This is a genomic window from Cellulomonas sp. JH27-2 (assembly GCF_014837175.1).
GTDB lineage: Bacteria > Actinomycetota > Actinomycetes > Actinomycetales > Cellulomonadaceae > Cellulomonas.
The window spans coordinates 227,709-250,718 of the sequence record NZ_JACYFR010000002.1 but is presented as its reverse complement, the minus strand read 5'-3'; the positions used below and the strand labels follow the sequence as shown (position 1 = coordinate 250,718).

20 protein-coding genes are annotated in these 23,010 nt (G+C 71.8%); 9 read left to right on the top strand and 11 right to left on the bottom strand.

The features are described 5' to 3' along the window. Window positions 1-8 precede the first annotated feature (8 nt). The gene (lipB, locus tag IC607_RS06090; RefSeq protein ID WP_191786118.1) at window positions 9-692 is read left to right on the top strand and encodes a lipoyl(octanoyl) transferase LipB; all 684 of its coding nucleotides are present in this window, start codon (window positions 9-11) and stop codon (window positions 690-692) included. An 81-nt stretch (window positions 693-773) separates the two neighbouring features. Here the strand turns inward: lipB and IC607_RS06085 are convergent, their stop codons facing one another. Beyond that, on the bottom strand, window positions 774-1,271 hold the full coding sequence (locus IC607_RS06085; protein WP_191786117.1) for a flavodoxin domain-containing protein: 498 nt from the start codon (window positions 1,269-1,271) through the stop codon (window positions 774-776). Window positions 1,272-1,419: 148 nt separating this feature from the next. Between IC607_RS06085 and lipA the strand changes: the two genes are divergently transcribed. Both lipA and IC607_RS06075 read left to right on the top strand, forming a co-directional pair. Continuing rightward, window positions 1,420-2,421: a lipoyl synthase gene (lipA, locus tag IC607_RS06080; RefSeq protein ID WP_191786116.1), complete on the top strand. Its 1,002-nt coding sequence runs from the start codon at window positions 1,420-1,422 to the stop codon at window positions 2,419-2,421. 72 nt (window positions 2,422-2,493) lie between these two features. Next, window positions 2,494-3,204, top strand: a complete 711-nt coding sequence (locus tag IC607_RS06075; protein ID WP_191786115.1) for a DUF4191 domain-containing protein — start codon at window positions 2,494-2,496, stop codon at window positions 3,202-3,204. Between the two features lie 22 nt (window positions 3,205-3,226). Here IC607_RS06075 and IC607_RS06070 read toward each other — a convergent pair whose 3' ends face one another. Further along, window positions 3,227-3,721, bottom strand: a complete 495-nt coding sequence (locus IC607_RS06070; RefSeq protein WP_191786113.1) for an RDD family protein — start codon at window positions 3,719-3,721, stop codon at window positions 3,227-3,229. A gap of 177 nt (window positions 3,722-3,898) precedes the next feature. On the opposite strand from IC607_RS06070, the gene glnA reads away from it, so the two are divergent. Continuing rightward, complete coding sequence (glnA, locus tag IC607_RS06065; RefSeq protein WP_191786111.1) at window positions 3,899-5,323, top strand: type I glutamate--ammonia ligase; 1,425 nt, start codon at window positions 3,899-3,901, stop codon at window positions 5,321-5,323. 566 nt (window positions 5,324-5,889) lie between these two features. Here the strand turns inward: glnA and IC607_RS06060 are convergent. The 3 genes from IC607_RS06060 to IC607_RS06050 form a co-directional block, all read right to left on the bottom strand. Next, on the bottom strand, window positions 5,890-6,516 hold the full coding sequence (locus IC607_RS06060; RefSeq protein ID WP_191786109.1) for an SMI1/KNR4 family protein: 627 nt from the start codon (window positions 6,514-6,516) through the stop codon (window positions 5,890-5,892). Window positions 6,517-6,856: 340 nt separating this feature from the next. Continuing rightward, the gene (locus tag IC607_RS17715; protein ID WP_191786107.1) at window positions 6,857-7,378 is read right to left on the bottom strand and encodes a hypothetical protein; all 522 of its coding nucleotides are present in this window, start codon (window positions 7,376-7,378) and stop codon (window positions 6,857-6,859) included. A gap of 110 nt (window positions 7,379-7,488) precedes the next feature. Continuing rightward, complete coding sequence (locus IC607_RS06050; protein ID WP_191786105.1) at window positions 7,489-8,217, bottom strand: hypothetical protein; 729 nt, start codon at window positions 8,215-8,217, stop codon at window positions 7,489-7,491. Between the two features lie 162 nt (window positions 8,218-8,379). Here IC607_RS06050 and IC607_RS17810 point away from each other — a divergent pair, with 162 nt between their 5' ends. Then, on the top strand, window positions 8,380-10,110 hold the full coding sequence (locus tag IC607_RS17810) for a histidine kinase (RefSeq protein ID WP_191786103.1): 1,731 nt from the start codon (window positions 8,380-8,382) through the stop codon (window positions 10,108-10,110). Next, the gene (locus IC607_RS06040; protein WP_370526042.1) at window positions 10,107-10,745 is read left to right on the top strand and encodes a response regulator; all 639 of its coding nucleotides are present in this window, start codon (window positions 10,107-10,109) and stop codon (window positions 10,743-10,745) included. The genes IC607_RS17810 and IC607_RS06040 overlap by 4 nt, the downstream gene beginning before the upstream one ends. 6 nt (window positions 10,746-10,751) lie before the next feature. Here IC607_RS06040 and IC607_RS06035 read toward each other — a convergent pair whose 3' ends face one another. The 4 genes from IC607_RS06035 to IC607_RS06025 are packed head-to-tail and all read right to left on the bottom strand — an operon-like array spanning window position 10,752 to window position 13,939. Next, window positions 10,752-11,021, bottom strand: coding sequence for a DUF6510 family protein (locus IC607_RS06035; RefSeq protein ID WP_191786101.1), 270 nt, complete (start codon window positions 11,019-11,021; stop codon window positions 10,752-10,754). Then, window positions 11,018-11,746: an FAD-binding oxidoreductase gene (locus IC607_RS06030; RefSeq protein WP_370526041.1), complete on the bottom strand. Its 729-nt coding sequence runs from the start codon at window positions 11,744-11,746 to the stop codon at window positions 11,018-11,020. Before IC607_RS06030 ends, IC607_RS06035 begins: the two co-directional genes overlap by 4 nt. After that, window positions 11,743-12,336, bottom strand: coding sequence for a sulfite oxidase-like oxidoreductase (locus tag IC607_RS17335; RefSeq protein ID WP_225224562.1), 594 nt, complete (start codon window positions 12,334-12,336; stop codon window positions 11,743-11,745). Before IC607_RS17335 ends, IC607_RS06030 begins: the two co-directional genes overlap by 4 nt. 31 nt (window positions 12,337-12,367) lie before the next feature. Then, window positions 12,368-13,939 (bottom strand): hypothetical protein, encoded by a 1,572-nt coding sequence (locus tag IC607_RS06025; RefSeq protein ID WP_191786097.1) that lies wholly within the window; start codon window positions 13,937-13,939, stop codon window positions 12,368-12,370. A 171-nt stretch (window positions 13,940-14,110) separates the two neighbouring features. Between IC607_RS06025 and IC607_RS06020 the strand changes: the two genes are divergently transcribed. Next, on the top strand, window positions 14,111-15,340 hold the full coding sequence (locus IC607_RS06020) for an AI-2E family transporter (RefSeq protein WP_191786096.1): 1,230 nt from the start codon (window positions 14,111-14,113) through the stop codon (window positions 15,338-15,340). Here IC607_RS06020 and IC607_RS06015 read toward each other — a convergent pair. After that, window positions 15,331-18,366, bottom strand: a complete 3,036-nt coding sequence (locus IC607_RS06015) for a bifunctional [glutamine synthetase] adenylyltransferase/[glutamine synthetase]-adenylyl-L-tyrosine phosphorylase (protein WP_191786095.1) — start codon at window positions 18,364-18,366, stop codon at window positions 15,331-15,333. The genes IC607_RS06020 and IC607_RS06015 overlap by 10 nt on opposite strands. Window positions 18,367-18,376: 10 nt before the next feature. Continuing rightward, entirely contained in the window at window positions 18,377-19,714 is a 1,338-nt protein-coding gene (locus tag IC607_RS06010) for a glutamine synthetase family protein (RefSeq protein WP_191786094.1), read from the bottom strand. Window positions 19,715-20,089: 375 nt separating this feature from the next. Between IC607_RS06010 and IC607_RS06005 the strand changes: the two genes are divergently transcribed. Together IC607_RS06005 and IC607_RS06000 are read left to right on the top strand one after the other, a co-directional pair. Then, a complete protein-coding gene (locus IC607_RS06005) occupies window positions 20,090-21,049 on the top strand; it encodes a hypothetical protein (RefSeq protein WP_191786093.1) in 960 nt (319 codons plus the stop codon). Between the two features lie 250 nt (window positions 21,050-21,299). Further along, entirely contained in the window at window positions 21,300-22,985 is a 1,686-nt protein-coding gene (locus tag IC607_RS06000; RefSeq protein ID WP_191786092.1) for an NAD+ synthase, read from the top strand. The last annotated feature ends 25 nt before the right edge of the window (window positions 22,986-23,010 follow it).

Sequence of the window (23,010 nt, the reverse complement as noted above, 5' to 3'; positions counted from 1 at the left end):
TGCTCGCCATGAGGTTCGACGAGCTGGACCTGGGGACGCGGCGGCTGCCCTACGAGCCGACCTGGCAGCTGCAGCGCGAGGTCCACGCCGCGGTCGTCGCGGGCGACGCACCCGACACCGTCCTGCTGTGCGAGCACGAGGACGTCTACACGGCCGGTCGCCGCACCGCCCGGTGGGACCGCCCCGTCGACGGCACCCCGGTGGTGGACGTCGACCGTGGTGGTCGCATCACGTGGCACGGTCCCGGCCAGCTGGTCGGCTACCCCATCGTCCGGCTGGGCGAACCGCTCGACGTCGTGCGCTACGTCCGCGCCCTCGAGGAGGCTCTGATCCGCACCTGCGCCGATCTCGGCCTGACCGCCGTCCGCGTCGACGGGCGCAGCGGTGTCTGGTTCGCCGCGGACCCGGCCACGGGGCGCCGCGAGCGCAAGGTCGCCGCCATCGGTGTGCGTGTCAGCCGCGGCGTGACCATGCACGGCTTCGCGCTCAACTGCGAGCCGGACCTGGACGCCTTCACGCGGATCGTCCCGTGCGGGATCGCGGACGCGGACGTCACGTCGCTGACGCTCGAGACCGGCCGCCGGGTCACGATCGCCGAGGTGGTGCCGCTGGTGCGCGTGCACCTCGTCGACGCCCTGGCACCGCTGCTCGCCGCGACGCGGCCGGACGTCGAGGCCCCGGTCGCCGGCTGAGAAGCCGACGACGGGGTGGCGTGACGAACCCGGCCACCGCCCTCGTCGCCGAGTCCGGGTCCGTCACGCGTCTGGAGGACCTCAGACGGGCTGCGCCGTGAGGTTCTCGGCGACGGTCCGCGCCCACGCGCGCACGGCGTCGAGGTCGCGGAAGTCGCCCGCGGGGGCCTGCGTGAGCGCGACGAGCGCACGCTCGCTCAGGTCGAGGACGCCGGGGTCGATGCGGCCGACGAAGCACCGGGGCTCGAGCGCGCCGACGGCGTCGGCGATGACGTGGACGTCGTCGGGCGGTGTGATCGGCAGCGGCGGGTCACCCACGGGCCCGGACCAGAACAGCCACACGGGCCGCGCCCGCAGCTGTCCGCCGAACCGCTCGACGAGCGCCCGCAGCGCGACGGCCAGACGCCCGGCGTACACGGCGGAGCCGAGCACCACCGCGTCGTAGTCGGTCACGCCCTCGACCTCGTCGGGCTCGACCACGTGCACGTCGTGCCCCGCCCGCGCCAGCTCGAGCGCGATCTCCTCGCCCATCTCGGCCGTCGCGCCGTGGCGCGACGCCACGCTCACCAGCACCCGCATGACGACCCCTCCGATCCGGACGTTCACGACGTGTCGTCGTTCCCCCAGCCTTCTCCCGACCCGGACCGGTCCGCGTGGGACCCAGGTCCCGTGTGACGTCCACCTCGCCGCAGTCCCAACTCCGGCGAGGCGGTCTAGGGTGAACGACGTGACCACCGCACCCGACGGACGCAGGCTGCTCCGCGTCGAGGCCCGCAACGCCGCGACGCCCATCGAGAAGAAGCCCGAGTGGATCCGCACCCGCGCCACCATGGGGCCCGAGTACTCGGAGCTCAAGGGCCTGGTGAAGCGCGAGGGCCTGCACACGGTGTGCGAGGAGGCCGGCTGCCCCAACATCTTCGAGTGCTGGGAGGACCGCGAGGCCACGTTCCTCATCGGCGGCGACCAGTGCACGCGACGCTGCGACTTCTGCCAGATCGACACGGGCAAGCCCGCGGACTTCGACGCCGACGAACCCCGCCGCGTGGCCGCGTCCGTGCAGGCCATGGGCCTGAAGTACGCGACGGTCACGGGCGTGGCGCGCGACGACCTGGCCGACGGCGGTGCGTGGCTGTACGCCGAGACCGTGCGCCAGATCCACGCGGTCAACCCCGGCACGGGCGTCGAGCTGCTGATCCCCGACTTCAACGCGCTTCCCGAGCTGCTCGACGAGGTGAACTCGTCGCGGCCCGAGGTGCTGGCCCACAACCTCGAGACGGTCCCCCGCATCTTCAAGCAGATCCGCCCCGGGTTCCGCTACGAGCGGTCGCTGTCCGTCATCACTCGCGCCCGCGAGGCCGGGCTGGTGACCAAGTCCAACCTGATCCTGGGCATGGGCGAGACGACCGAGGAGATCGTCGAGGCGCTCGCCCAGCTGCACGAGGCCGGTTGCGACCTCATCACGATCACGCAGTACCTGCGCCCGTCGCTGCGCCACCACCCGGTGGACCGCTGGGTCCGCCCGGAGGAGTTCGTCGAGCTGTCGGAGGAGGCCACGCGCCTCGGGTTCCTCGGCGTGATGTCGGGGCCCCTCGTGCGCTCGTCGTACCGCGCCGGACGCCTGTGGGGCCAGGCGATGCGCCGCCGCGGCCTGCCGATCCCCGACGCGCTGGCCCACCTGGGCGAGCCGACGACCGCACGCCAGGAGGCCGCGAGCCTGCTCGCGCGCTGACACGTCCCGGACGGCTGCGCCCTGAGCGGACGCGGTCCGCGCCGGTTCGGGCGCTCGGTAGACTCACTGACCATGGCCCGTGACAACTCTGCCGCCGATGCGCCCAAGGTGAAGAAGACCCGCTGGTACACGCAGATCTGGCAGGCGTACCAGATGACGCGCAAGAACGACCCGGCGGTGACGTGGATCGTCCTGGGTTCGTTCCTCGGCGTGATCGTGCTCGGCGTCGTCGTCGGCCTGATCATCGGGCACACCGTCTACATGGCGCTGCTCAGCATCCCGTTCGCGGTGCTCGTCGGGATGTTCCTGCTGGCCCGCCGCGCCGAAAGCTCGGCGTACGCGAGCATCGAGGGGCAGCCGGGTGCGTCGCGTGCGGCGCTCGGCACCATCCGCCGCGGCTGGACGTTCGCCGAGGAGCCCGTGGCCGTGGACCCGCGCACACAGGACATGGTCTTCCGCGGCCTCGGCCGTGCCGGCGTCGTCCTGGTGAGCGAGGGACCGGCCAACCGCGTCGGGCGCCTGCTCGATGCCGAGCGCAAGCGCACCGCCCGCGTCATCTCCGGTGCACCGATCACAATCATCCAGTGCGGCAACGAGGAGGGCCAGGTCGCGCTGCGCAGCCTGCCCCGCGCCGTGCAGAAGCTCAAGCCGAAGCTGACCAAGCAGGAGGTCGCCGAGGTCAGCAAGCGCCTCACCGCCCTCGGTGGCGTCCGTCTGCCCGTCCCGAAGGGCGTCGACCCGATGCGGGCACGCCCCGACCGCAAGGGCATGCGCGGGCGCTGACGCCGACGGATCCCCGACGGGCTCAGCGGCGGACGATCGCGGTCCCAGCGAGCCGGTCGTGCAGGCCGCGGCCGTCCGAGTCCCACACGACGGCCGGGACGACCAGGCAGAGCAGGACCGTGCGGATCAGCGCGCGCCCGAAGCCGGGTGCGCGGCCGTCGTCGGGCTCCGCCGCTCCCCCCTCGGTCGCGATGAGCATCCGCCGGACCCGCAGTCCCACAAGGCGATGCCCGAAGCTGAAGCCCAGCGAACCGATCAGCAGCAGGTTCTCGATCGCGAAGATCAGGAGCGTCGCGCCCGAGCTCCCGCGCGTCAGCCATGCGCCGGTGCTCGTCGGGAAGAACGCCGCCGAGATCGCCAGGCAGGCGACCCAGTCGATGGCGAGCGCACCGACGCGCCGCCCCAGATCCGCCCGCGAGCCGGGGCCGTCCTCGGGCAGGCCCAGGCGACGCCCGGACTGGTCCGGACCGGTCGGTCCACCCTCGAGCCAGGAACCCATGTTGTCGCGCGACGTCATATCGACCAGGGTAGGTGCCGTACCTGGGTCCGGACGCCTGTCCGGTTCGACCACGGATCGTTACACCCGAGCCTTCGGCGTAACGCGGCGGAAACATTTGGTACACCACAGAGAAACGGCGCGCTCGTAACGTCAGCCCTGCCCGACGCACGGGCGCCACCAACCGAGGAGCAGCGGATGTTCAAGAAGCCAGAGGAAGTCCTGGCGTTCATCGCGAGCGAGGACGTCAAGTTCGTCGACGTGCGGTTCTGCGACCTGCCCGGCACGATGCAGCACTTCAACGTGCCCGCAGCGTCCGTCGACGAGGCGTTCTTCACCGACGGCCAGATGTTCGACGGTTCGTCGATCCGCGGCTTCCAGGCCATCCACGAGTCCGACATGAAGCTCATCCCGGACGTGACGTCGGCCTACATCGACCCGTTCCGCGTCGAGAAGACGCTGAACATCAACATGCACATCGTCGACCCGTACACCGACGAGCCCTACAGCCGCGACCCGCGTCAGGTCGCCGCCAAGGCCGAGGCGTACCTGCGCTCGACCGGCATCGCGGACACCGCGTTCTTCGCGCCCGAGGCCGAGTTCTACATCTTCGACGACGTGCGCTTCAAGACGGCGCAGAACGAGTCCTTCTACAAGATCGACTCCTTCGAGGCGGCCTGGAACACCGGCCGCGAGGAGGAGGGTGGCAACCTCGGCCACAAGATCCCCTACAAGGGTGGCTACTTCCCCGTCCCGCCGGTCGACGGCTTCGCCGACATCCGCGACGAGATCAGCCTGCAGCTGGACGCGCTGGGCCTGGGCGTCGAGCGCGCGCACCACGAGGTCGGCACCGCCGGCCAGCAGGAGATCAACTACCGCTTCGACAAGCTGGCGATCTCCGGCGACAAGGTCATGCTCTTCAAGTACGTCGTGAAGAACGTGGCCCACAACAACGGCAAGTCGGCCACCTTCATGCCGAAGCCGCTGTTCGGCGACAACGGCTCGGGCATGCACGTGCACCAGTCCCTGTGGAAGGACGGCGAGCCGCTGTTCTTCGACGAGAAGGGCTACGGCGGCCTGTCCGACACGGCCCGCTGGTACATCGGCGGCCTGCTCAAGCACGCGCCCTCGCTGCTGGCCTTCACCAACCCGACGGTGAACTCCTACCACCGCCTGGTCCCCGGCTTCGAGGCCCCGGTCAACCTGGTCTACTCGGCCCGTAACCGCTCCGCGTGCATCCGCATCCCGGTCACCGGTTCCAACCCGAAGGCCAAGCGCATCGAGTTCCGAGTGCCGGACCCGTCGTCGAACCCGTACCTGGCGTTCGCGGCCATGCTGATGGCCGGCATCGACGGCATCCAGAACCGCATCGAGCCGCCGGAGCCGGTCGACAAGGACCTGTACGAGCTGCCCCCGGAGGAGCACGCGCTCATCCAGCAGGTCCCGGGCTCGCTGGGCGAGGTCCTGGACCGTCTCGAGGCCGACCACGACTTCCTCACGGCGGGCAACGTCTTCACGCCCGACCTGATCGAGACGTGGATCGACTACAAGCGCTCCGCCGAGGTGGACCCGATTCGCCTGCGGCCGCACCCGCACGAGTTCGAGCTCTACTACGACGTGTGATCGTCCCGCCTCACGGCTGCTCCCGTGAGGCGGTGACCTGCAGTAACGGCACCCCCGTCGCCTCCGTGCGGCGGGGGTGCCACACGTTTTGCCACAAGTTCCATGCGGGGAGTGCGCCCCCCGCGGCGAGTGGGGACGTTCCGCGTCATGCACAGCGGACGCACACCACTTCTCCCGGTCGACCAGGCCGACCCGATCTGGGCGGTCGAGCACATCGCCGTGGCCTTGCGCCAGGGCACCCGCGCCACGCGAGCCCTGCTGGGCCGACCCGACTTCCCGCCTGCTTTCCGGCTCACCGGCAGAACGCTTGGCACGCGTCCCCGCCGACCGAGTCGGCATCCGAGTAGTGGGGAGCGCAAAGTACATCCCGGCCGCCCCTGCCGAACTGGTCAGCATCGTCGTTCCGAGCTTGACGACGGTGTGGCGGGAGCCCGACACCCACGTCTCGAGCTACTGCTGAACCGCGTCAGGTGCCGCGCTCGACGCCCCTTCCTGCGGAACTTCCCGGCGCACCGGATGCGATGAGCTCGGCTGCGAGCGCGGGAGCATCCACCGAGATCAGTCGGTCAGTACCAGCTGGGCAGCTCAGGCTGCCACTCTCGGGTGTACGTCCACGTGCCGCCGTCCAAGGCCCAGTCCCCGCTGACCAGCAGTCTCGTCCACGCCTCGAACGCGTGAGCGATCGATGGCAGGTTCTCCCGCTCGAAGTCCTCCTGGGTGTTGTAGTCCCCCAGCTTCCGGTAGATGAGCTGGCCCTGCGCTGTGCCGGCGCAGTCGACAAGCAGCTGGTCACCGTGCCCCATCGTGGCGATGGGGAACCAGTCCGGTGACATGTCGTCCAGGTCTGTCCACGGAAAGTCCGCCACGGAGGCCTGGTAGTTCTGCACGGCCAGCTCGAGCGGCAGGAACACCAGGCCTCCGGGTAGCTGCTCACTGCCCGGGACGCGGGTCAGGTCCGTGGTGTCGACCCCGTCGTGCCACGACCACAACCGCGCGGCCGCCTCAGGCAGCCGCAGCGGCGGCCCGCTCGCGCCGGCCGGTGGCGTGCCCCGGTGGGTTGTGGCCATCAGCGACTCGATCCGCTCGACGGACAGCCCCGGGCGCAAAAACCGGCCCAGTGGGTGGTTGCGGGCGGCCAGTGCCGCCTCGAACTGCTCCGAGGCGGCACTGAACCGGTCTGCTTCGTTACTCAACGCTGTCCCATCTGAAGCCGTTGCCCCGCTCATCGGGGGCAAACCCAGTCTGTCGGAGCGGCTGCGGGCCCCACCAGCGGAACCACCAGGAACGGCTTGCGCGGTGTCGAGCTCACCGGAGGGCACGACCTGGTGAACGCCGAGTAGGCGTTCCCCTCGGCCGTGTTCTCCGAGCCGAGCACCACGGCCAGCCGCGACCCGGCCCCGCCAACCGGCGGCCCCGAACGCGTCGATGCGAAGAATGGATATTCATCGCAGGCGTACGGAGCCGAGTACGTCTTGCACGGGTCGTACTGCTGGTACCACTGGCGCGGGTTGCTCGACGGCTTCCCATCAGCGATCAGTGCGGCCTGGACGACAGGGAGCCGCTCGGCAGCAGGCGCGTACTGGAGCAGCAGCTTGCTCGGGTCTGCAGCGATGGCCGCAGCGTCATTGCGCGCTGCGCCGCCGGCGTCGGTCTCCCCCGGAAGGAAGATCGGGTTAACCTGCACGGGTGAGCGGCGCCTCGGTCCGGAAGGATCAAGAGCACGGCCGTCTGCGAGCACGCCCGCACTGCGCGGGTCACCCGGTCGCGCCGCTCGGCGTCGGAGCTGACCTGCGACTCGCGGTACAGGGTCGTCGAGACTGCGACAACGGCCGCGATCCGGCCGATTGCTGCCGGGTCCATCGTGGGGGCGGTGCCGACCCTCTGGCTCAAGGTGTTCGCCGCTCCCCTGCCCAGCTCAGGAGCCTCGAGCTTCTTGGCGACGAGCGCGGCCGCGGCGACCATCCCGCCCGCGATCGTGTCGTTGCCGGCTCCACCGTCGATGACGTCGTCGCCGTTGCCGCCGTTGATGGTGTCGTTACCGCCCAGGCCGCACATGACGTCAGGCGCGGCCAGACCGGGTCCGGGAGGCCATCGTTGTCCGTGTCGGCCTTGTCCGGCCGGCCGTCGCCCTCAGGGCGGCGGGGGTGTTCGTTCTCGTCGTCGACTCAGCTCGTCCGCTCGGTGAACGGGCGCAGGTCGAACTCGTCGTCGGGCAGCTGGACCAGCGCACGGCTGACGCCGACGCAGCCCGCGGCGAGGACCACCAGACCCGCGCCATGCACCACGTGGTCGAACGTCAGGAAGATGTGCGTCGCACCGCCGAGCGCGATGCACAACGCGGCCCAGAGCGGCACCGCGGCGCTCTTCCAGAGTGCGAGTCCGATCAGGATCGACCCGACGACGATCGCCACGAGGAAGCCGAGGATCCCGACGGGCTGACGAGGATCCACCAGCGCGTCGAGCGTCGCGCCCGTGGTGGCGGGATCCATCCCCTTCTGCGCCGCCGCCCATGCCGACCAGTCACCGCCACCAGCGTTGTTCAGCGTCAACGCGAGGAGGAAGCCGCCCGCCATCAGGACGGTCGCCGCGGTCGCGAGGCGCGGCGCCCCGCGCCGGGAGATCAACACCATCGCCAGAACCGACGGCACGACCAGGACGACGAACAGCGCGTCGAGCCACTGCAGGTACTGGTAGGCGCCGTGCGCGGCGTCGTAGCTGATCTGGTCGGCGGCGTGGTCGAAGCTGCGTCCGTCGACGACGTACTGGATGCCCTTGGCCAGCCACGGGATCGGGACGACGACGGCCAGGAGCAGCCGCCAGAACCGGCGGGCGTCGTGGACCGTGGTGGGCTCGGGCGCCAGGTGCCCGGTGGGCGTGTTCGTCAGGGAAGCCATCATGATCTCCTTCGGTTCGAGGTAGCCCCACCGTGGCCCCCGGCTCGATCCCGGCCACAGGGCACGGGCTCACGCCGCGATCCCGCCGCTGCAGGAACGGTTCCCGGGAACTCGGGACCCGCGTCGACCCCATGGCGGCACTCGGTGGGCCAGACTTCGAACGTGAGGTCAGCCCTGATCAGGCGCGCGGACGTGATCGCGTTCGCCCTGCTCGTGCTGACCGCGGTCGTCGCTGCTGCCGCGATCGGGATGCAGGTCCGCGACGACCTCGGCCCAGACGCGCAGATACCGGAGCGCACGGCCGAGCTCGTCGCCTGGGGGCTGACGGCATCGATCCTGCTCGTGCGAAGGCCCGATCTGTCGTTCGGGTGGATCTTCGCGACCGGCGCCGTGGTCGAGGTCGTCTACCTCGGGGTCGGCGTGCCGGCCGCGGTCGCGTTCGATGACGGGCACGGCAGCTCGGCGCTGCTGTGGGCCTACTCTCTGGCAGGGATACAATGGGTCCCCGACGTCCTGCTCGGGCTTGTCTTCTGCCGTTTCCCGACAGGTGCTCCGGCAGGCCGCACGTGGGTCCTCCTCGACCGTGTGATCCGCTGGGGCGTCGTCGTGGGGGCCTGCGCCGGCCTCCTCGAGGACTGGAACGGCACCGACGCGGTCGCCGGGACGTCGCGGTTCATCGACGGCACGCCCGTGCCGAGCATCGCCTCCGCACTGCTCGTCGTCCTCCCCCTGCTCGTGCTGCTGACCGGCGTCGCCGGCGTGAACGTCGTCGTGCGTTGGTACCGGGCTCGGGACCTGGAACGTCGCCAGCTGGCGTGGATGGCCGGGGGTGCTGTCGTCACACTGCTCGGCTGGCCCGTCGCCGCCACCGGGCACGCGCCGCCCTGGTTGCTCGCCGCGTCCGCATTCGTCGCGCCCGCCGCGCTGCTCGTCGCGATCCTGCGCTACGACCTGTGGGCGATCGACTCGATCGTGCGCCGCTCCGCGAGCTACCACCTGCGCGGCGGCGGCACGCTCGACGGCATCGTGCACGCCACCTCGGACCTGCTCCGACTGCCGTACGTCGCCGTGTGCCGCGGCGCGGTCGTCGTGGCGTCGGTCGGGCAGGCGCAGGACGACGTCGAGCGGTGGCCGATCGACTACGAGGGCGAGGTGCTCGGCGAGCTGGTCTGCGCACCGCGTTTCGGTCGCGAGCAGATCAGCAGCCAGGACCGTGTTGTCCTCGCGTCGACGACACGGCTCGTCGCCGGCTCGCTGCGCACCGAGGTCCTCACGGCGGACCTGCTCGACGCCCGCCAGCGCCTGATCGCGGCGCGTGAGGAGGAACGTCGACGCATGCGGCGCGACCTGCACGACGGCATCGGGCCCATGCTCACGGGCCTGGGCCTCAACCTGGACGCGGCGCGCGCCGACCCCGACCGTGCCAACGAGTACCTCGCCACCGCCAAGGACGCGTCCGGCGAGGTGATCCGCACCTTGCGCGCCCTCGTCTACGACCTGCGACCACCGAACCTCGACGAGCTCGGGTTCGCCGGCGCGTTGAAGCTGCAGGTCGCCCACGTGGCCGGCACCCTGCAGGCGACGACGACCGTGCCTGATGCCCTGGACCTGCCCGCAGCCGTCGAGGTGGCCGCCCTGCGCACCGCCGTCGAGGCTGTCCACAACGTGGTGAAGCACGCGGGCGCGACGCGTGTGGACGTCGTCGTCGAGGTCGGCACCGCACTCACGCTCACCGTCGTCGACGACGGCACGGGCCACGACTGGGGCATGCCCGGCGTGGGGCTCGCGTCGATGCGAGAACGCGCCGACGAGCTGGGCGGGACGTTCACCGCCGGACCGGGGCCGTCCGGCGGTCGCGTCCGGGCTACCTACCCGCTGGAGGTGCTGACGTGACCACCATCGTGCTGGCCGACGACCACCCCCTGGTCCGCCAGGGGCTGCGCGCGGTGCTGGAGGCGAGCGACGACCTCACGGTCGTCGGTGAGGCGGCCGACGGCAGGGCGGCGGTCCGCCTCTGCCTCGACCTGCGGCCGGACGTCGTGCTGATGGACCTGCAGATGCCGGAGCTGAAGGGGCTGGACGCCACGGCCGAGCTCGCCTCGGCCGGCTCGGCAACGAAGGTCGTGGTGCTCACGATGTTCGACGACGATGACACGGTGTTCGCCGCCGTGCGGGCGGGTGCGGTCGGTTACCTGCTCAAGGGCGCGGACGGCGCGGACATCGTCGCCGCCGTCCGGGCTGCGGCGGCAGGTCAGGCGGTGTTCGGTACGGCGCTCGCGCGACGGCTGCAGGCATGGTTCCGCGCCGGTCCGTACCGCCCCGAGCGGGCGTTCCCGAGCCTCAGCGAGCGGGAGCGCGAGATCCTCGACGGCGTCGCCGCCGGGCTGAGCAACCCCGAGATCGGCGCGCGGCTGTTCCTGTCCCCCAAGACCGTCGCCAACAACGTCAGTGCGATCCTCGACAAGCTGCACCTCGCGAGCCGCGCCGAGGCCATCGTCGCGGCACGCGACGCGGGCCTGGGCGGCTGACCACGCTCAGCCGCGGACCCAGCTCGCGCCGGGACTCGAGACGAGCGTCCCGTCGGGCCGTTCGACCACCACCACGAGCACGGCGTCGCATGCGGCGCACCGCACGACGGCCCCCATCGGGCTGAGGTGCACGCGGGTCCGGGCCACGACGTCCGTGTGGCCGCACGAGACGCACCGCACGACGGCGAGCGTCACGTCGATGCCGTACGCCGCCCCGAGCGCGCCGGCGACGGCGTTGCCGTCGAGCCGGTCGGTCCTCTGCGCATCGTCGCTCATGAGGTACCTCCGAATCGCTCGGTGCGCACCCGGCCCGGCGCGTGCCCGATCGTCGTGAGCAGTCCCGCGGCGTGCTCGACGAAACCCGTCGGCCCGCACACGAAGACGGCGGGGTGGTCCTCGGGCGCAAAGCCGGGTGCGACGAGGTCATCGGCCGCCAATCGGTGCGGGCCAGCAGGCCAGTCCGGCGGCGTCCGGCGCGTGAACACCCACCGCACCTCGACACCGACGGTCGGCTCGTCGATCTCTGCCCGCGCGATCGCGTCGTCAGGCGTACGTACGGAGACGACGACGAGGAACGGCGCAACGCTCGACGACGCCCGCCGCGCCCGCAGCATCGCGAGCAGCGGCACCACGCCCGAGCCGCCGGCGACCAGAAGCACGGGGCCCGGATCGTCCTCGTGCCAGACGAAGAAGCCGCCGAGCGGACCGCGCACCTCCATGACGTCGCCCGGCCGGGCCTCCTCCACGAGGTACGGCGACACCTCGCCGCCCGGCACGCGGTCCACGACCAGGTCGACGCGCTCCGCCTGCCCGCTCGCGGCCAGCGAGTAGGACCGCGTCGCCGTGTAGCCGTCGGGCGCGGTGAGCCGCAGGTCGACGTGCTGCCCGGGCAGCGGCGCGGGCAGGCCGGGTACGGCCAGCGTCAGGCCCCGCGCCGTGGGCGTGAGCGGGCGCGCGGCCACGACGGTGGCCACGTGCCAACCGGCTGCAGACCCGCTCACGAGTACCGCTGCTCGAGCCAGGGATCGCCGTAGAGGTGGTACCCGTTGCGCTCCCAGAACCCGGGTTCGTCGTCGTCCTGCATGACCAGGCCGTGCAGCCACTTGGCGCTCTTCCAGAAGTACAGGTGCGGCACCAGCAGCCGTGCCGGGCCGCCGTGCACCGGGTCGAGCGGCTCCCCCTCGAACTCGAACGCGACCCATGCCTGGCCGTCGAGCAGGTCCTGCAGCGGCAGGTTGGTCGTGTAGCCGCCGTAGGAGTGGGCCATCACGAAGTCGGCGCTGGTCTCGACGTCCTCGAACAGGGTGTCGAGGCTGACCCCCCGCCACGTCGTGCCGAGCTTGGTCCAGTGCGTGACGCAGTGGATGTCCGTGGTCACGTCCTGGGCAGGCAGCGCCAGGAACTGCTCCCACGACCAGCGGTGCACCTCGCCCGTCTCGGCGTGGATCTCCAGCTGCCAGTGGGCCTCGTCGACGTTCGGCGTCGGACCCGCCGACAGCACCGGGAAGTCCTGGGTCAGGAACTGCCCCGGAGGGAGCTCCCGGTCGGGATCGGGCCGTCTGCCACCGAAACCTCGCGTCACCACGCCCATCGTCCCTCGCCCTCCGCTCGTACCTGGTTCGTCAGTGGACTTCCGCGACCGGCGCTGCCTCCACCGGCGCCGGCGGCGTGCTCAGCAGCTGCAGGATGCCGAGGACCACGAGCGCGATGATCGCGGTGGTGACGACCAGTGCAGCCGTCGGCGTGTCCGCCAGCACGATGACCAGCACCGCGATCGCGGCGACGACCCAGCGCAGCGGCACCAGCCGCGCCCGCAGCCACAGCCCGAACGCGCCCGTGTCGACGCCCCGGCCCGAACCCCACGAGCGGACGGCGCCGGCACCGGACGCGGCCGAGCGCCGCGTCGCGAGGGCGGCAGCGGAGCCGCCCGCGAGGAACGCGATGATCGCGACGAACAGGCCGACCACCGCGACGGCTCGCAGGCTGATCCGCATGAACCTGACGATGTCGTTGAACAGCACCTCGACGGCGGGACCCGACGTACCCGCCGGCAGCGCGCCGAGCAGCGCACTTCGCCCGATCGCGAGGCCGAGCGCCAGCACCAGCATCCCGACGACGAGCGCCAGCCCGGCGCCGACGGCCATGCGCGCACGCCGCGGCGCGATCAGCACCCCCGCGATCAGGAACGCGAGCGCGACCCAGGGCAACCAGGTGCCGACCGCGTTCAGGAGCTTGTAGCCCGTCCGGAGCTGGCTCAGGGAGTCGGCCTGGGCGATCGCGATGCTCGGGTTGATCGCCGGGATCGACGCCGCGATCCCGATGCCCGCGTCGACGAGCTGCTGCTTGACCACGTCGATGATCGGGCCGAGCTGAAGGGTCAGGTTGCCGTCGTCGTCGAGCTGCAGCGCGATGTCCGGGTCGCCCTCGAGGATGCCGACGATCTGCTCGTGCGAGATCCGGTTGACCTGCAGCCAGAGCGAGTTGAACGCGTCCGACTCCACGAAGCGCGTCACCACGCGGGTGACGACCGTCTGGACGCCGTTCTGCAGCGGCTGCTCGAGCAGCGGGATGGCCTCGGTCAGGCGCGGCGGCGCACCCTGCTCGGAGAGGAAGTTCTCGAGCTCGCCCGTCACGCTCGACACGTCGATGTTGGACATGATCGCCGTGGTCGTGCGGTTGATGATCGCGCTCTGGATCTGCGGCTTGTCCGCGAGCGGCGCGACCGTCTCGAGGTAGCGGTCGGTGTCGGTCAGCGTGCGGTCGGCCCAGTGCGCGACGACGCCGAGCGGAGCCAGCAGCGCACCGATCGCGACCAGCGCGACGGCAGCCCAGCGGCGACCGCGGTGCGACGAGTCCTTGCGCGGCGCCGCCTCCACGGCGGGTGCGGCGAGCTTGGCCCGCAGCGCGGCGTTCTCCTCCTCGAGCCGCGCCAGCCGTTGCTCGGCGTCCGACGGCGACACCACGTCGTTCGCCACGGGGACGGACTCGGTCGCGGCCATGGGCTCGTCGGCCTCGACGGGCTCGTCGGCCTCGACGGGCTCGTCGACGTCAACCGGGGCGTCGGCCTGCGACGGAAGGTCCAGCGCCAAGGTGTCGTCCTGCATCGGGTGGTCCTCGACGGGCTGGTCGCCGACCGTCTCGTCCGGTTCGGGAGTGTTCCCTGCTGCGGGCTTGCGCCCCCGGGGTGGTGTCACGACGACCTCCTGCTGCTGTGATGACCTGCGCCGACGCCCTGATCCTGCCAGTCGTGGGCCGTCCGGGACAGAGCGAACCCGCCCGACGGTCCGGACGCCTTCGCCTCCCCCGCAACCGGCGCGTCGACCGATAGGTTGCAGCCAAGCACCCGACGCACCTTCGAGGACGCCATGACCGTGCAGCCCGTGCCGCCGCTGCCCGAGCGCGACGACAAGCGACCACCTGCCTGGTTACCGCGCGCGCTCGTGATGATCGTCATCGCGGCCTTCGTCGGGATGTGGATCTGGCGTGCCCTCGGCGCGCTCACGACGACCATCGTGATCATCGTGCTGGCCTGGTTCATCGCGCTGGCCATGGAGCCGTCGATCCGCTGGCTCGTGCGGCACGGCTGGCGCCGCACGCGCGCGACGGGCCTGGTGATGGTGACGTTCCTCGTCGGCAGCGCCGTCGTCCTGGCGCTGTTCGGCCAGCTGTTCATCGAACAGCTCGTCGCCCTGATCTCGTCGTTGCCCGAGTACTACGCGGATCTGGCCAGCTGGTTGCACAACGAGTTCGACATCGACATCCCGACGTCGGACGAGGCTGTCGGCACGATCACGGCCCACTGGCGTGACATCGCGCCCGGCGTGCTGGGCGCGGGCGCGTCGATCGTCAGCGGGTTGTTCATGGCGAGCTCGATCCTGCTGGTCGTGTACTACATGGCCAGCCGCGGACCCGCGTTCCGCGCCTCCGTCCTGCGCATGTTCGCGACCAACCACCAGGTCGAGGTGCTGCGCGTGTGGGAGGTGTCGCAGCAGAAGATCGCCAACTTCATCACGTCGCGCCTCGTGCTCGCCGGACTCTCGGCGACGTTCACCACCGTCTTCCTGCTCATCGTCGACGTGCCGTACGCCCTCCCGCTGGGTGTCTTCACCGGGATCGTCTCGCAGTTCATCCCCACGATCGGCACCTACATCGGCGGGGCGCTGCCCGTGGCCGTGGCGCTGACGATCTCCCCCGCCAAGGGCCTGCTCGTCCTCGCGTTCATCATCGCGTACCAGCAGGTGGAGAACCTGATCTTCTCCCCCAAGATCTCCGCCGACTCGCTCGACCTCAACCCCGCCGTGTCGTTTCTCGGGGTCATCGGGTTCGGGGCGATGTTCGGCGCCATCGGCGCGTTCCTGGCGCTGCCCGTCGTCGCGACGGTGCAGGCCATCGCGAGCACGTACGTCGGACGCCACGAGCTCGTGGACTCGCCGCTGCTCACCGAGGACGTCGCCGCGCTGAAGAGAAACCACGGGTGGAAGCAGGTGCACGAGGACGCCGTCGCCGGCGCTCCGGTGTCCGGCGACGCGCCGGCGGACCAACCGACCGACGCTGTGGCGACCTCCGACGACGAGCGACCGCCCGCTCAACCGTAGAAGACGCGCTCCACCACCGAGCGGGCTCGACGTGCCGTCCGGAGGTAGTCCTCCTCGAGGTCACCGCCCGACCCGGCCGGGTAGCCGAGCACGCGCGCGAGCCCGGCCAGCGCCTGCCGGTCGTGCGGCAGGACGTCGGAGTGCGCCCCCTCCGCGCGCCCCGTCCACAGGACGTTCGCGTCGCGCAGGCGCGAGGCCAGGTGCCAGGCGGCGACGAGCGCGGCGTGGTCGTCAACCTCGAGGAGACCCGCGTCGCGCGCCGCGTCCAGTGCCCCGATCGTCGCCGTCGTCCGCAGCTCGGGCACCTCGGCGCCGTGCTGGAGCTGCAGGAGCTGCGCCGTCCACTCGACGTCGGAGATCCCTCCTCGCCCCAGCTTGAGGTGCCGGCTCGGGTCGACGCCACGGGGAAGCCGCTCGGCCTCGACCCGCGCCTTGATCCGTCGGACCTCGCGCACGACCGTCGCGTCGAGACCTCCGGCCGGGTAGCGCAGGGGGCCGACGAGGGCGACGAACCGCTCACCGAGCTCGACGTCCCCCGCCACGGGCCGGGCACGAAGCAGCGCCTGGCTCTCCCACGGCGACGACCACCGTCCGTAGTACTCGGCGTACGCGTCGAACGAGCGCGCGAGCGGACCGTTGCGCCCCTCGGGACGCAGGTCGGCGTCGACGGCGAGCGCCGGTTCCGGACCGACGGCGCTGAGCAGCGCCCTGACCTGGCTCGCGACGGCGACGGCGAACTCCTGGGCGAGCACCTGGTCGACGCCCGGCACCGGGTCGTGCACGAACATCACGTCGGCGTCGGACGAGTAGCCCATCTCGCGGCCGCCGAACCGGCCCATCGCGACGATCAGGACACGTGTCGGGTTCTCGTCGAGCCCGCGCTCACGTCGCACCTCCCACTCGGCGATCCGCAGCGCGCCGCCGACGACGACGTCCGCTGCGTTGGTGAGGCTCTCGGACGCGCGGGTGCCCGTGACGACGCCCAGCACGCCGGCGGCTGCGGTGCGCGCCAGCTCGCGTCGGCGCAGCCCGCGCATCAGCCCGATCGCCACCGCGGGCTCGTCGGCCCTCGTCAGCACCGCGTCCGCCTCGGCCGCGAGCCGGTCCCGGGAGCGCGGCTCGAGCTCGTCGTCGTCCGCGAGCCAACGCACCGACTCCGGCGACCGCGTGAGGGCGTCCGCCACGTACCGGCTCGTCGACAGGACGGCGGCGAGGCGCTGCCCGGCCGCTGCGGAGTCGCGCAGGAGCTTGAGGTACCAGTGGGTCGTGCCGAGCTCCTCGGACAGCCGGCGGAACGCGAGCAGGCCGGCGTCCGGGTCCGGGCCGTCGGCGAACCAGCCCAGAAGCACGGGCAGGAGCTGGCGCTGGATCGCCGCGCGACGCGAGAGGCCCTCGGTCAATGCCTTGAGGTGCCGCAGCGCGCCGGCCGGGTCGCGGTAGCCGATCGCCGCGAGCCGAGCCCGGGCGGCGTCGGGTGCGAGCGCCGCCTCCTCCACCGAGAGCTGGGCGGTGGCGGGGAGCAGCGGGCGGTAGAAGAGCTCCTCGTGCAGGCCGCGGACCTCACGACGCACCGATCGCCACCGCTCCAGGAGGCCCGCAGGACCCTCCGCACGCATCCCGACGGCTCGGGCCAGGCGCCGCAGGTCGGACTCCGCGGTCGGCAGCAGGTGGGTGCGGCGCAGACGGTACAGCTGGATGCGGTGCTCGAGCAGCCGCAGGAACCGGTAGTCCACGGCCAGCCTGGCGGCGTCCGAGCGCCCGACGTACCCGCGGGCCGCGAGGCTCGCGAGCGCGGTGAGCGTGTTGGGGCTGCGGATCTCGTCGTCCGACCGGCCGTGCACCAGCTGCAGGAGCTGCACCGTGAACTCGACGTCCCGCAGGCCCCCGATGCCGAGCTTGAGCTGCCGGTCGGCCTCGGCCGCCGGGACGTGAGACTCCACCCGACGCCGCATCGCCTGGGAGTCCTCGACGAAGTTGTCCCGCTGGACCGCGGCCCAGACGAACGGCTGGGTCATCTCGACGTACTCGGCGCCGAGCGCGCGGTCCCCCGCCAGCGGCCGCGCCTTGAGCAGCGCCTGGAACTCCCAGGTCTTGGCCCAGCGCTCGTAGTACGCGCGGTGGCTCGCGATCGTGCGGACCAACGGCCCGTCCTTGCCCTCGGGCCGCAGGGCCGCGTCGACGGGCCACAGCGCGGGCTCGGCCGACGGCGTCGAGCAGGCGCGGGCCAGGCCGGCGGCCAGCTTGGCGCCGACCGCCAGGGCGCGCGCCTCGTCGACCCCGTCCGCCGGCTCCGCCACGTAGATGACGTCGACGTCGGACACGTAGTTGAGCTCGCGGCCACCGCCCTTGCCCATGCCGATGACGGCGAGCCGGACGTCGCGCCCGTGGTCGTCCAGGTCGCCGCGAGCGATCGCGAGGGACGCCTCGAGCGCCGCACCGGCCAGGTCTGCCAGGGCGGCGGCGACGCCGGGGAGCCTGCTGAGCGGGTCCTGGGCGGTGAGGTCGCTCGCGGCGATGCGCAGCAGACGCGTGCGGTAGGCGCGGCGCATCGCGTCGACACCAGGGCTGCCCGCCACCGTCGCCACGGGGATGTCGTCGTCGGGGTCGGCGCCGGCCGCCACGAGCAGCTCACGACGCACGTCAGCGACGGGGACGCCGACGCCCGGGGCGTCGTCGGCCAGCACCCGGAGGTTCTCGGGGTGCGCGACGAGCGTGTCGCCGAGCGCGACCGACGCGCCCGCCACGGCGAGGAGCCGGTGGCGCGCCGGGCCGCCGTCGGTCAGCACGTCGCGCAGGAGTGCCGCGAGGTCCGGCCGGCCGCGCACGGCTCCCGCGAGCTTGGCGAGCGTGAGCAGCGCGGCGTCGGGGTCCGCGACGTCCGCGAGCGCACCGACGACGAGCTCGGCGGCGTCGGGCTGGACCTCCAGCAGTGCCGCGTCGGTGACCAGCCGCTCGGCTCGCCGCACGTCCTCGACACCGACGCGCGTCAGCCTCCCGGCGAGGCTCGCCCCACGTGACTCGCTCACAGCAGCTCGCTCACAGGACCGGCAGGAACCGCCGCAGCTCGTAGGGCGTGACCTGCGCGCGGTACTCGTCCCACTCGCGCTTCTTGTTGCGCAGGAAGAAGTCGAAGACGTGCTCGCCCAGGGTCTCGGCGACGAGCTCGGACTTCTCCATCACGGCGATGGCGGCGTCGAGCGACTGCGGCAGCGGCTCGATGCCGAGCGCGCGGCGCTCCGCGTCGGTCAGCTCCCACACGTCGTCCTCGGCGCCCTCAGGCATCTCGTAGCCATCCTCGATGCCCTTGAGGCCCGCGGCGAGCATGACGGCGAACGCGAGGTAGGGGTTGGTCGCCGCGTCGACAGCGCGGTACTCGATGCGGCTCGAGTTGCCCTTGCCCGGCTTGTACATCGGCACACGCACCAGGGCGGAGCGGTTGTTGTGGCCCCAGCAGACGTAGCTCGGCGCCTCGGCGCCGCCCCAGAGCCGCTTGTACGAGTTCACGAACTGGTTGGTGACGGCGGTGATCTCCGCAGCGTGGACCAGCAGGCCGGCGATGAAGGAGCGGGCGACCTTGGACAGCTCGAGCGGTGCACCGGGCTCGTGGAACGCGTTGCGGTCCCCCTCGAACAGGGACAGGTGCGTGTGCATGCCGGAGCCGGGCTGGTCGGCCAGCGGCTTGGGCATGAAGCTCGCGAAGACGCCCTGCTCGAGGGCGACCTCCTTGACGACCGTGCGGAAGGTCATGATGTTGTCGGCCGTCGTCAGCGCGTCGGCGTACCGCAGGTCGATCTCGTTCTGCCCCGGTCCTGCCTCGTGGTGGGAGAACTCGACCGAGATGCCCATCGACTCGAGCATCGTGATCGCGGCGCGGCGGAAGTCGTGCGCGGTGCCGCGCGGGACGTGGTCGAAGTAGCCGCCCTGATCCACGGGGACCAGCGGCTGGGCCGGGTCCGCGGGGGCGTCGAACAGGTAGAACTCGACCTCGGGGTGCGTGTAGAACGTGAACCCCTTGTCGCTGGCCTTGGACAGGGCGCGCTTGAGCACGTTGCGGGAGTCGGCCAGGCTCGGCTCCCCGTCGGGCGTCAGCAGGTCGCAGAACATGCGCGCGGTGCCGTGCCGCTCGCCGCGCCAGGGCAGCACCTGGAACGTCGACGGGTCGGGCTTGGCGATCATGTCCGCCTCGTAGACCCGCGTCAGCCCCTCGATGGAGCTGCCGTCGAAGCCGATGCCCTCGGCGAAGGCAGCCTCCAGCTCGGCGGGGGCGACCGCCACCGACTTGAGGATCCCGAGCACGTCGGTGAACCAGAGACGGATGAAGCGGATGTCCCGCTCCTCTACGGTGCGGAGCACGAACTCCTGCTGCCTGTCCATGGCGTACATCCTGCCCGACATCTGCGCTGCACAGCACCGATGTCCGCAAGCAGCTCCCGGCGCGCCGCACCGCGACCTCGCACTGGAGCAGCTCGCCACCGCGCCGCGGCCGAACGGAGCGTCCCCGCTTCCCGATTCCTGGTTGCACCGATGGTTGCATCGCGGGTGCCCATGGTGGTCACCAACGATGCAACCACCCCTGCATCCATCGCCGCGCCGATGCGCTCGGCGTCGGCTGAGCAACCCCTGGCGTTCGTCCTGGAAGTGCGGCCCTTGCACGCCCGAGGTGTCCACAGCACGCTCGCCGCGCCTGCCCGTCCACAGGAGACCTCGGTGACGCACCGGATCCCACACCTCCACGGGCACGCTCTGGCGATGTCGATCCTCACGCTGCCGCCGTCCATCGAGGCACTGGGAGCCGTGCAGTCGGGCCTCGTGACCCGCGCACAGCTCGAGGATGCCGGGATCAGCTCGAAGATGGTGCGCCGGCGGCTCGTCTCGCAGTGGCTGCTCCCCCTCCCGGGGGTGGTGCAGCTCGGCCGTGGTCCGCTCGACGAGCAGCGGAAGCTGGTTGCCGCTGCGCTCCTCGCCGGCCCGGACGCCGTCGTGACCGGGCCCGCGGCAGCCCGGTGGCACGGGCTCACGAACGCGGCAGACCCCATGATCGATGTGCTGGTGCCCTCGCACCTCGCGTCTCGGACGGTCGGGTTCGTGCGCATCCGGCGCACGTCCCGACCCGCCCGGTTCACGACTGGGTCCGGGCTGGTCAGGATCGCACCAGCGCCACGTGCGGTGGCCGATGCCTGTCGCCGCATGCGCGTCCCCCGCGACGCGGAGGCGCTCGTGATCGAAGCCGTCCAGAGACGCAAGGTGAAGATCGACGAGCTGCGGCACGAGCTCCACGCCGGCCCGCGCCGTGATTCCGCCGCGCTCAGGACAGCCATCGAAGCTGCCGCCACCGGTGCGTGGTCGGCCCCCGAGCACGACCTGCTCGCCCTGTGTCTCACGAGCCGCCACCTACCCGAACCGTGGCCGAACCCTGAGCTGCGCGCCGGCGATGGCTCCCGGCTGCCCACGCCGGACCTGTGGTTCGACGACGTCGGCCTGGCGGTCCAGGTCCACTCCGCCCAGCACCACGCTTCGCCGCAGGACTGGACACGCACCGTCCGCGACGACAGCCGCCTGGCGGAGGCCGGCATCCTGCGACTCGCGGTCGCTCCGCGTGAGATCACCTCGAACGCCGCCGGAGTCCTTGCCCGCATCGAGTCGCTCCACGGATCGATGCGCGCATCGAGGCGACCGCCGGTGGACGCGAGAAGGCGCGCACCAGGCTGAGCGGTGGGGGCCACGTCGCTCCCAACCACGAAGTCGTTGCAGCGATGGTTGCAGCAGACGTGCCCGCCATGGGCACGCGCGATGCAACCACCGCTGCAACCACCACGGGAGGCGGAGGCGCGCACGGTCGCCGCTCGCCGCCTCCTCGTCGGCGGCGACGGCTGGTGCGCGAGCCGAACCTCGAGACGGCGTGGGGGGCGTCACGTCGGGGCGGGGCTCGTCGCGGGCGGTGCGTGGATAGGCTCGGGGGATGGTTCGGCCTCGGATTGCCCTCGCTCAGATCGACACCCGGGTCGGTGACGTGACGGGGAACGCGGCGGCGGTCGTCGAGTGGTCGCGCAAGGCGGCCGATGCGGGCGCCGACCTGGTCGTCTTCCCGGAGATGACGCTCACCGGGTACCCCATCGAGGACCTCGCGCTGCGCGCGTCGTTCCGCCGCGGCGCCGAGGCGTCGTTGCAGCAGACCGCGACCGATCTGGCGGCGGCCGGGCTCGGCGAGCTCGCCGTCCTGGTGGGCACGGTCGGCGAACGGGCCGTCACGCCGGTGGACGCGCCCGGCGCCCCGGCCGGCCCGCAGCGCCCCACCAACCAGGCGGTCCTGCTGCAGCACGGTGCGGTGCAGACCCGCTACGACAAGCACCACCTGCCCAACTACGGCGTGTTCGACGAGTTCCGCATCTTCGCGGCCGGCGACGAGGCGTGCGTCATCGACGTGCGGGGGCGTCGTGTCGGCGTCGTGATCTGCGAGGACATCTGGCAGGACGGGGGCCCGGTCTCCCAGATGGACGAGAACGAGGTCTCGGCGCTCGTGGTCCTGAACGCCTCCCCGTACGAGGAGGGCAAGGGCCACCAGCGCGTCGACCTGGCCGCCCGACGAGCACGCGAGGTGAACGCGCCGGTCGCCTACGTCAACCTCGTCGGCGCGCAGGACGACCTCGTGTTCGACGGTGGGAGCTTCGTCATCGGACGCGACGGCACGCTGCTGACGCGGGCCCCGCAGTTCGTCGAGCACCTGTTGGTCTGGGATCTCGCGGAGGACGACGACGAGCCCGCCACGGGCGAGATCGCGCAGCCTCTGGACGCCGACGAGGAGGTCTACCGCGCTCTCGTCGCCGGCCTGCGCGGCTACGTCCGCAAGAACGGCTTCCGCTCGGTGACGTTCGGGATGTCCGGTGGCATCGACTCGGCGCTCGTGGCGGCCATCGCCGCGGACGCGATCGGCGGCGAGAACGTCGTCGGCGTGTCCATGCCGTCCGTCTACTCGAGCGAGCACAGCAAGGACGACGCGGCCGACCTCGCGCAGCGCATCGGCGCGGACTATCGCGTCCAGCCCATCGCACCCATGGTCGACGCGTTCGAGAGCCAGCTCGGGCTCGACGGCCTGGCGGCGGAGAACCTGCAGGCCCGCGTGCGTGGCGTGATCCTCATGGCGCTGTCCAACGCCGAGGGCCACCTGGTGCTGGCGCCCGGCAACAAGACCGAGCTGGCCACGGGGTACTCGACGATCTACGGCGACGCGGTCGGCGGGTTCGCGCCCATCAAGGACATCGACAAGTCGCGCGTGTGGGCGCTGGCGCGGTGGCGCAACAACGCCGCGATCGACGGCGTGTTCGGGCCCGACGAGCTCCCGCCCATCCCCGAGTCGTCGATCACCAAGCCGCCGTCCGCCGAGCTGCGCCCGGGCCAGGTGGACCAGGACTCGCTGCCGCCGTACGAGCTGCTCGACGAGGTCCTCGACGCGTACGTCGAGAACGCGCAGGGCCGGGCCGAGCTGCTGGCGCAGGGCTTCGACGAGGCCGTCGTCGACAAGGTGCTGGCCCTGGTCGACCGGGCCGAGTGGAAGCGCCGCCAGTACCCGATCGGCACCAAGGTGACGGCGCTGGCCTTCGGCCGCGACCGCCGGCTGCCCATCACGACCCAGTGGCGCGAGCCCTGATCCCACGAGCCCCGATCCCGCGAAC

Excerpts from the sequence above, each read along its gene's own strand:
- glnA (WP_191786111.1), top strand. The coding sequence starts at position 3,899 with ATGTTCAAGAAGCCAGAGGAAGTCCTGGCGTTCATCGCGAGCGAGGAC.
- IC607_RS06075 (WP_191786115.1), top strand. The coding sequence starts at position 2,494 with ATGGCCCGTGACAACTCTGCCGCCGATGCGCCCAAGGTGAAGAAGACC.
- IC607_RS06005 (WP_191786093.1), top strand. The coding sequence starts at position 20,090 with ATGTCGATCCTCACGCTGCCGCCGTCCATCGAGGCACTGGGAGCCGTG.
- IC607_RS17335 (WP_225224562.1), bottom strand. The coding sequence starts at position 12,336 with ATGGGCGTGGTGACGCGAGGTTTCGGTGGCAGACGGCCCGATCCCGAC.
- IC607_RS06020 (WP_191786096.1), top strand. The coding sequence starts at position 14,111 with ATGACCGTGCAGCCCGTGCCGCCGCTGCCCGAGCGCGACGACAAGCGA.
- IC607_RS06050 (WP_191786105.1), bottom strand. The coding sequence starts at position 8,217 with ATGGCTTCCCTGACGAACACGCCCACCGGGCACCTGGCGCCCGAGCCC.
- IC607_RS06010 (WP_191786094.1), bottom strand. The coding sequence starts at position 19,714 with ATGGACAGGCAGCAGGAGTTCGTGCTCCGCACCGTAGAGGAGCGGGAC.
- lipB (WP_191786118.1), top strand. The coding sequence starts at position 9 with ATGAGGTTCGACGAGCTGGACCTGGGGACGCGGCGGCTGCCCTACGAG.
- IC607_RS06000 (WP_191786092.1), top strand. The coding sequence starts at position 21,300 with ATGGTTCGGCCTCGGATTGCCCTCGCTCAGATCGACACCCGGGTCGGT.
- IC607_RS06085 (WP_191786117.1), bottom strand. The coding sequence starts at position 1,271 with ATGCGGGTGCTGGTGAGCGTGGCGTCGCGCCACGGCGCGACGGCCGAG.
- IC607_RS17715 (WP_191786107.1), bottom strand. The coding sequence starts at position 7,378 with ATGTGCGGCCTGGGCGGTAACGACACCATCAACGGCGGCAACGGCGAC.
- IC607_RS06070 (WP_191786113.1), bottom strand. The coding sequence starts at position 3,721 with ATGACGTCGCGCGACAACATGGGTTCCTGGCTCGAGGGTGGACCGACC.
- IC607_RS06035 (WP_191786101.1), bottom strand. The coding sequence starts at position 11,021 with ATGAGCGACGATGCGCAGAGGACCGACCGGCTCGACGGCAACGCCGTC.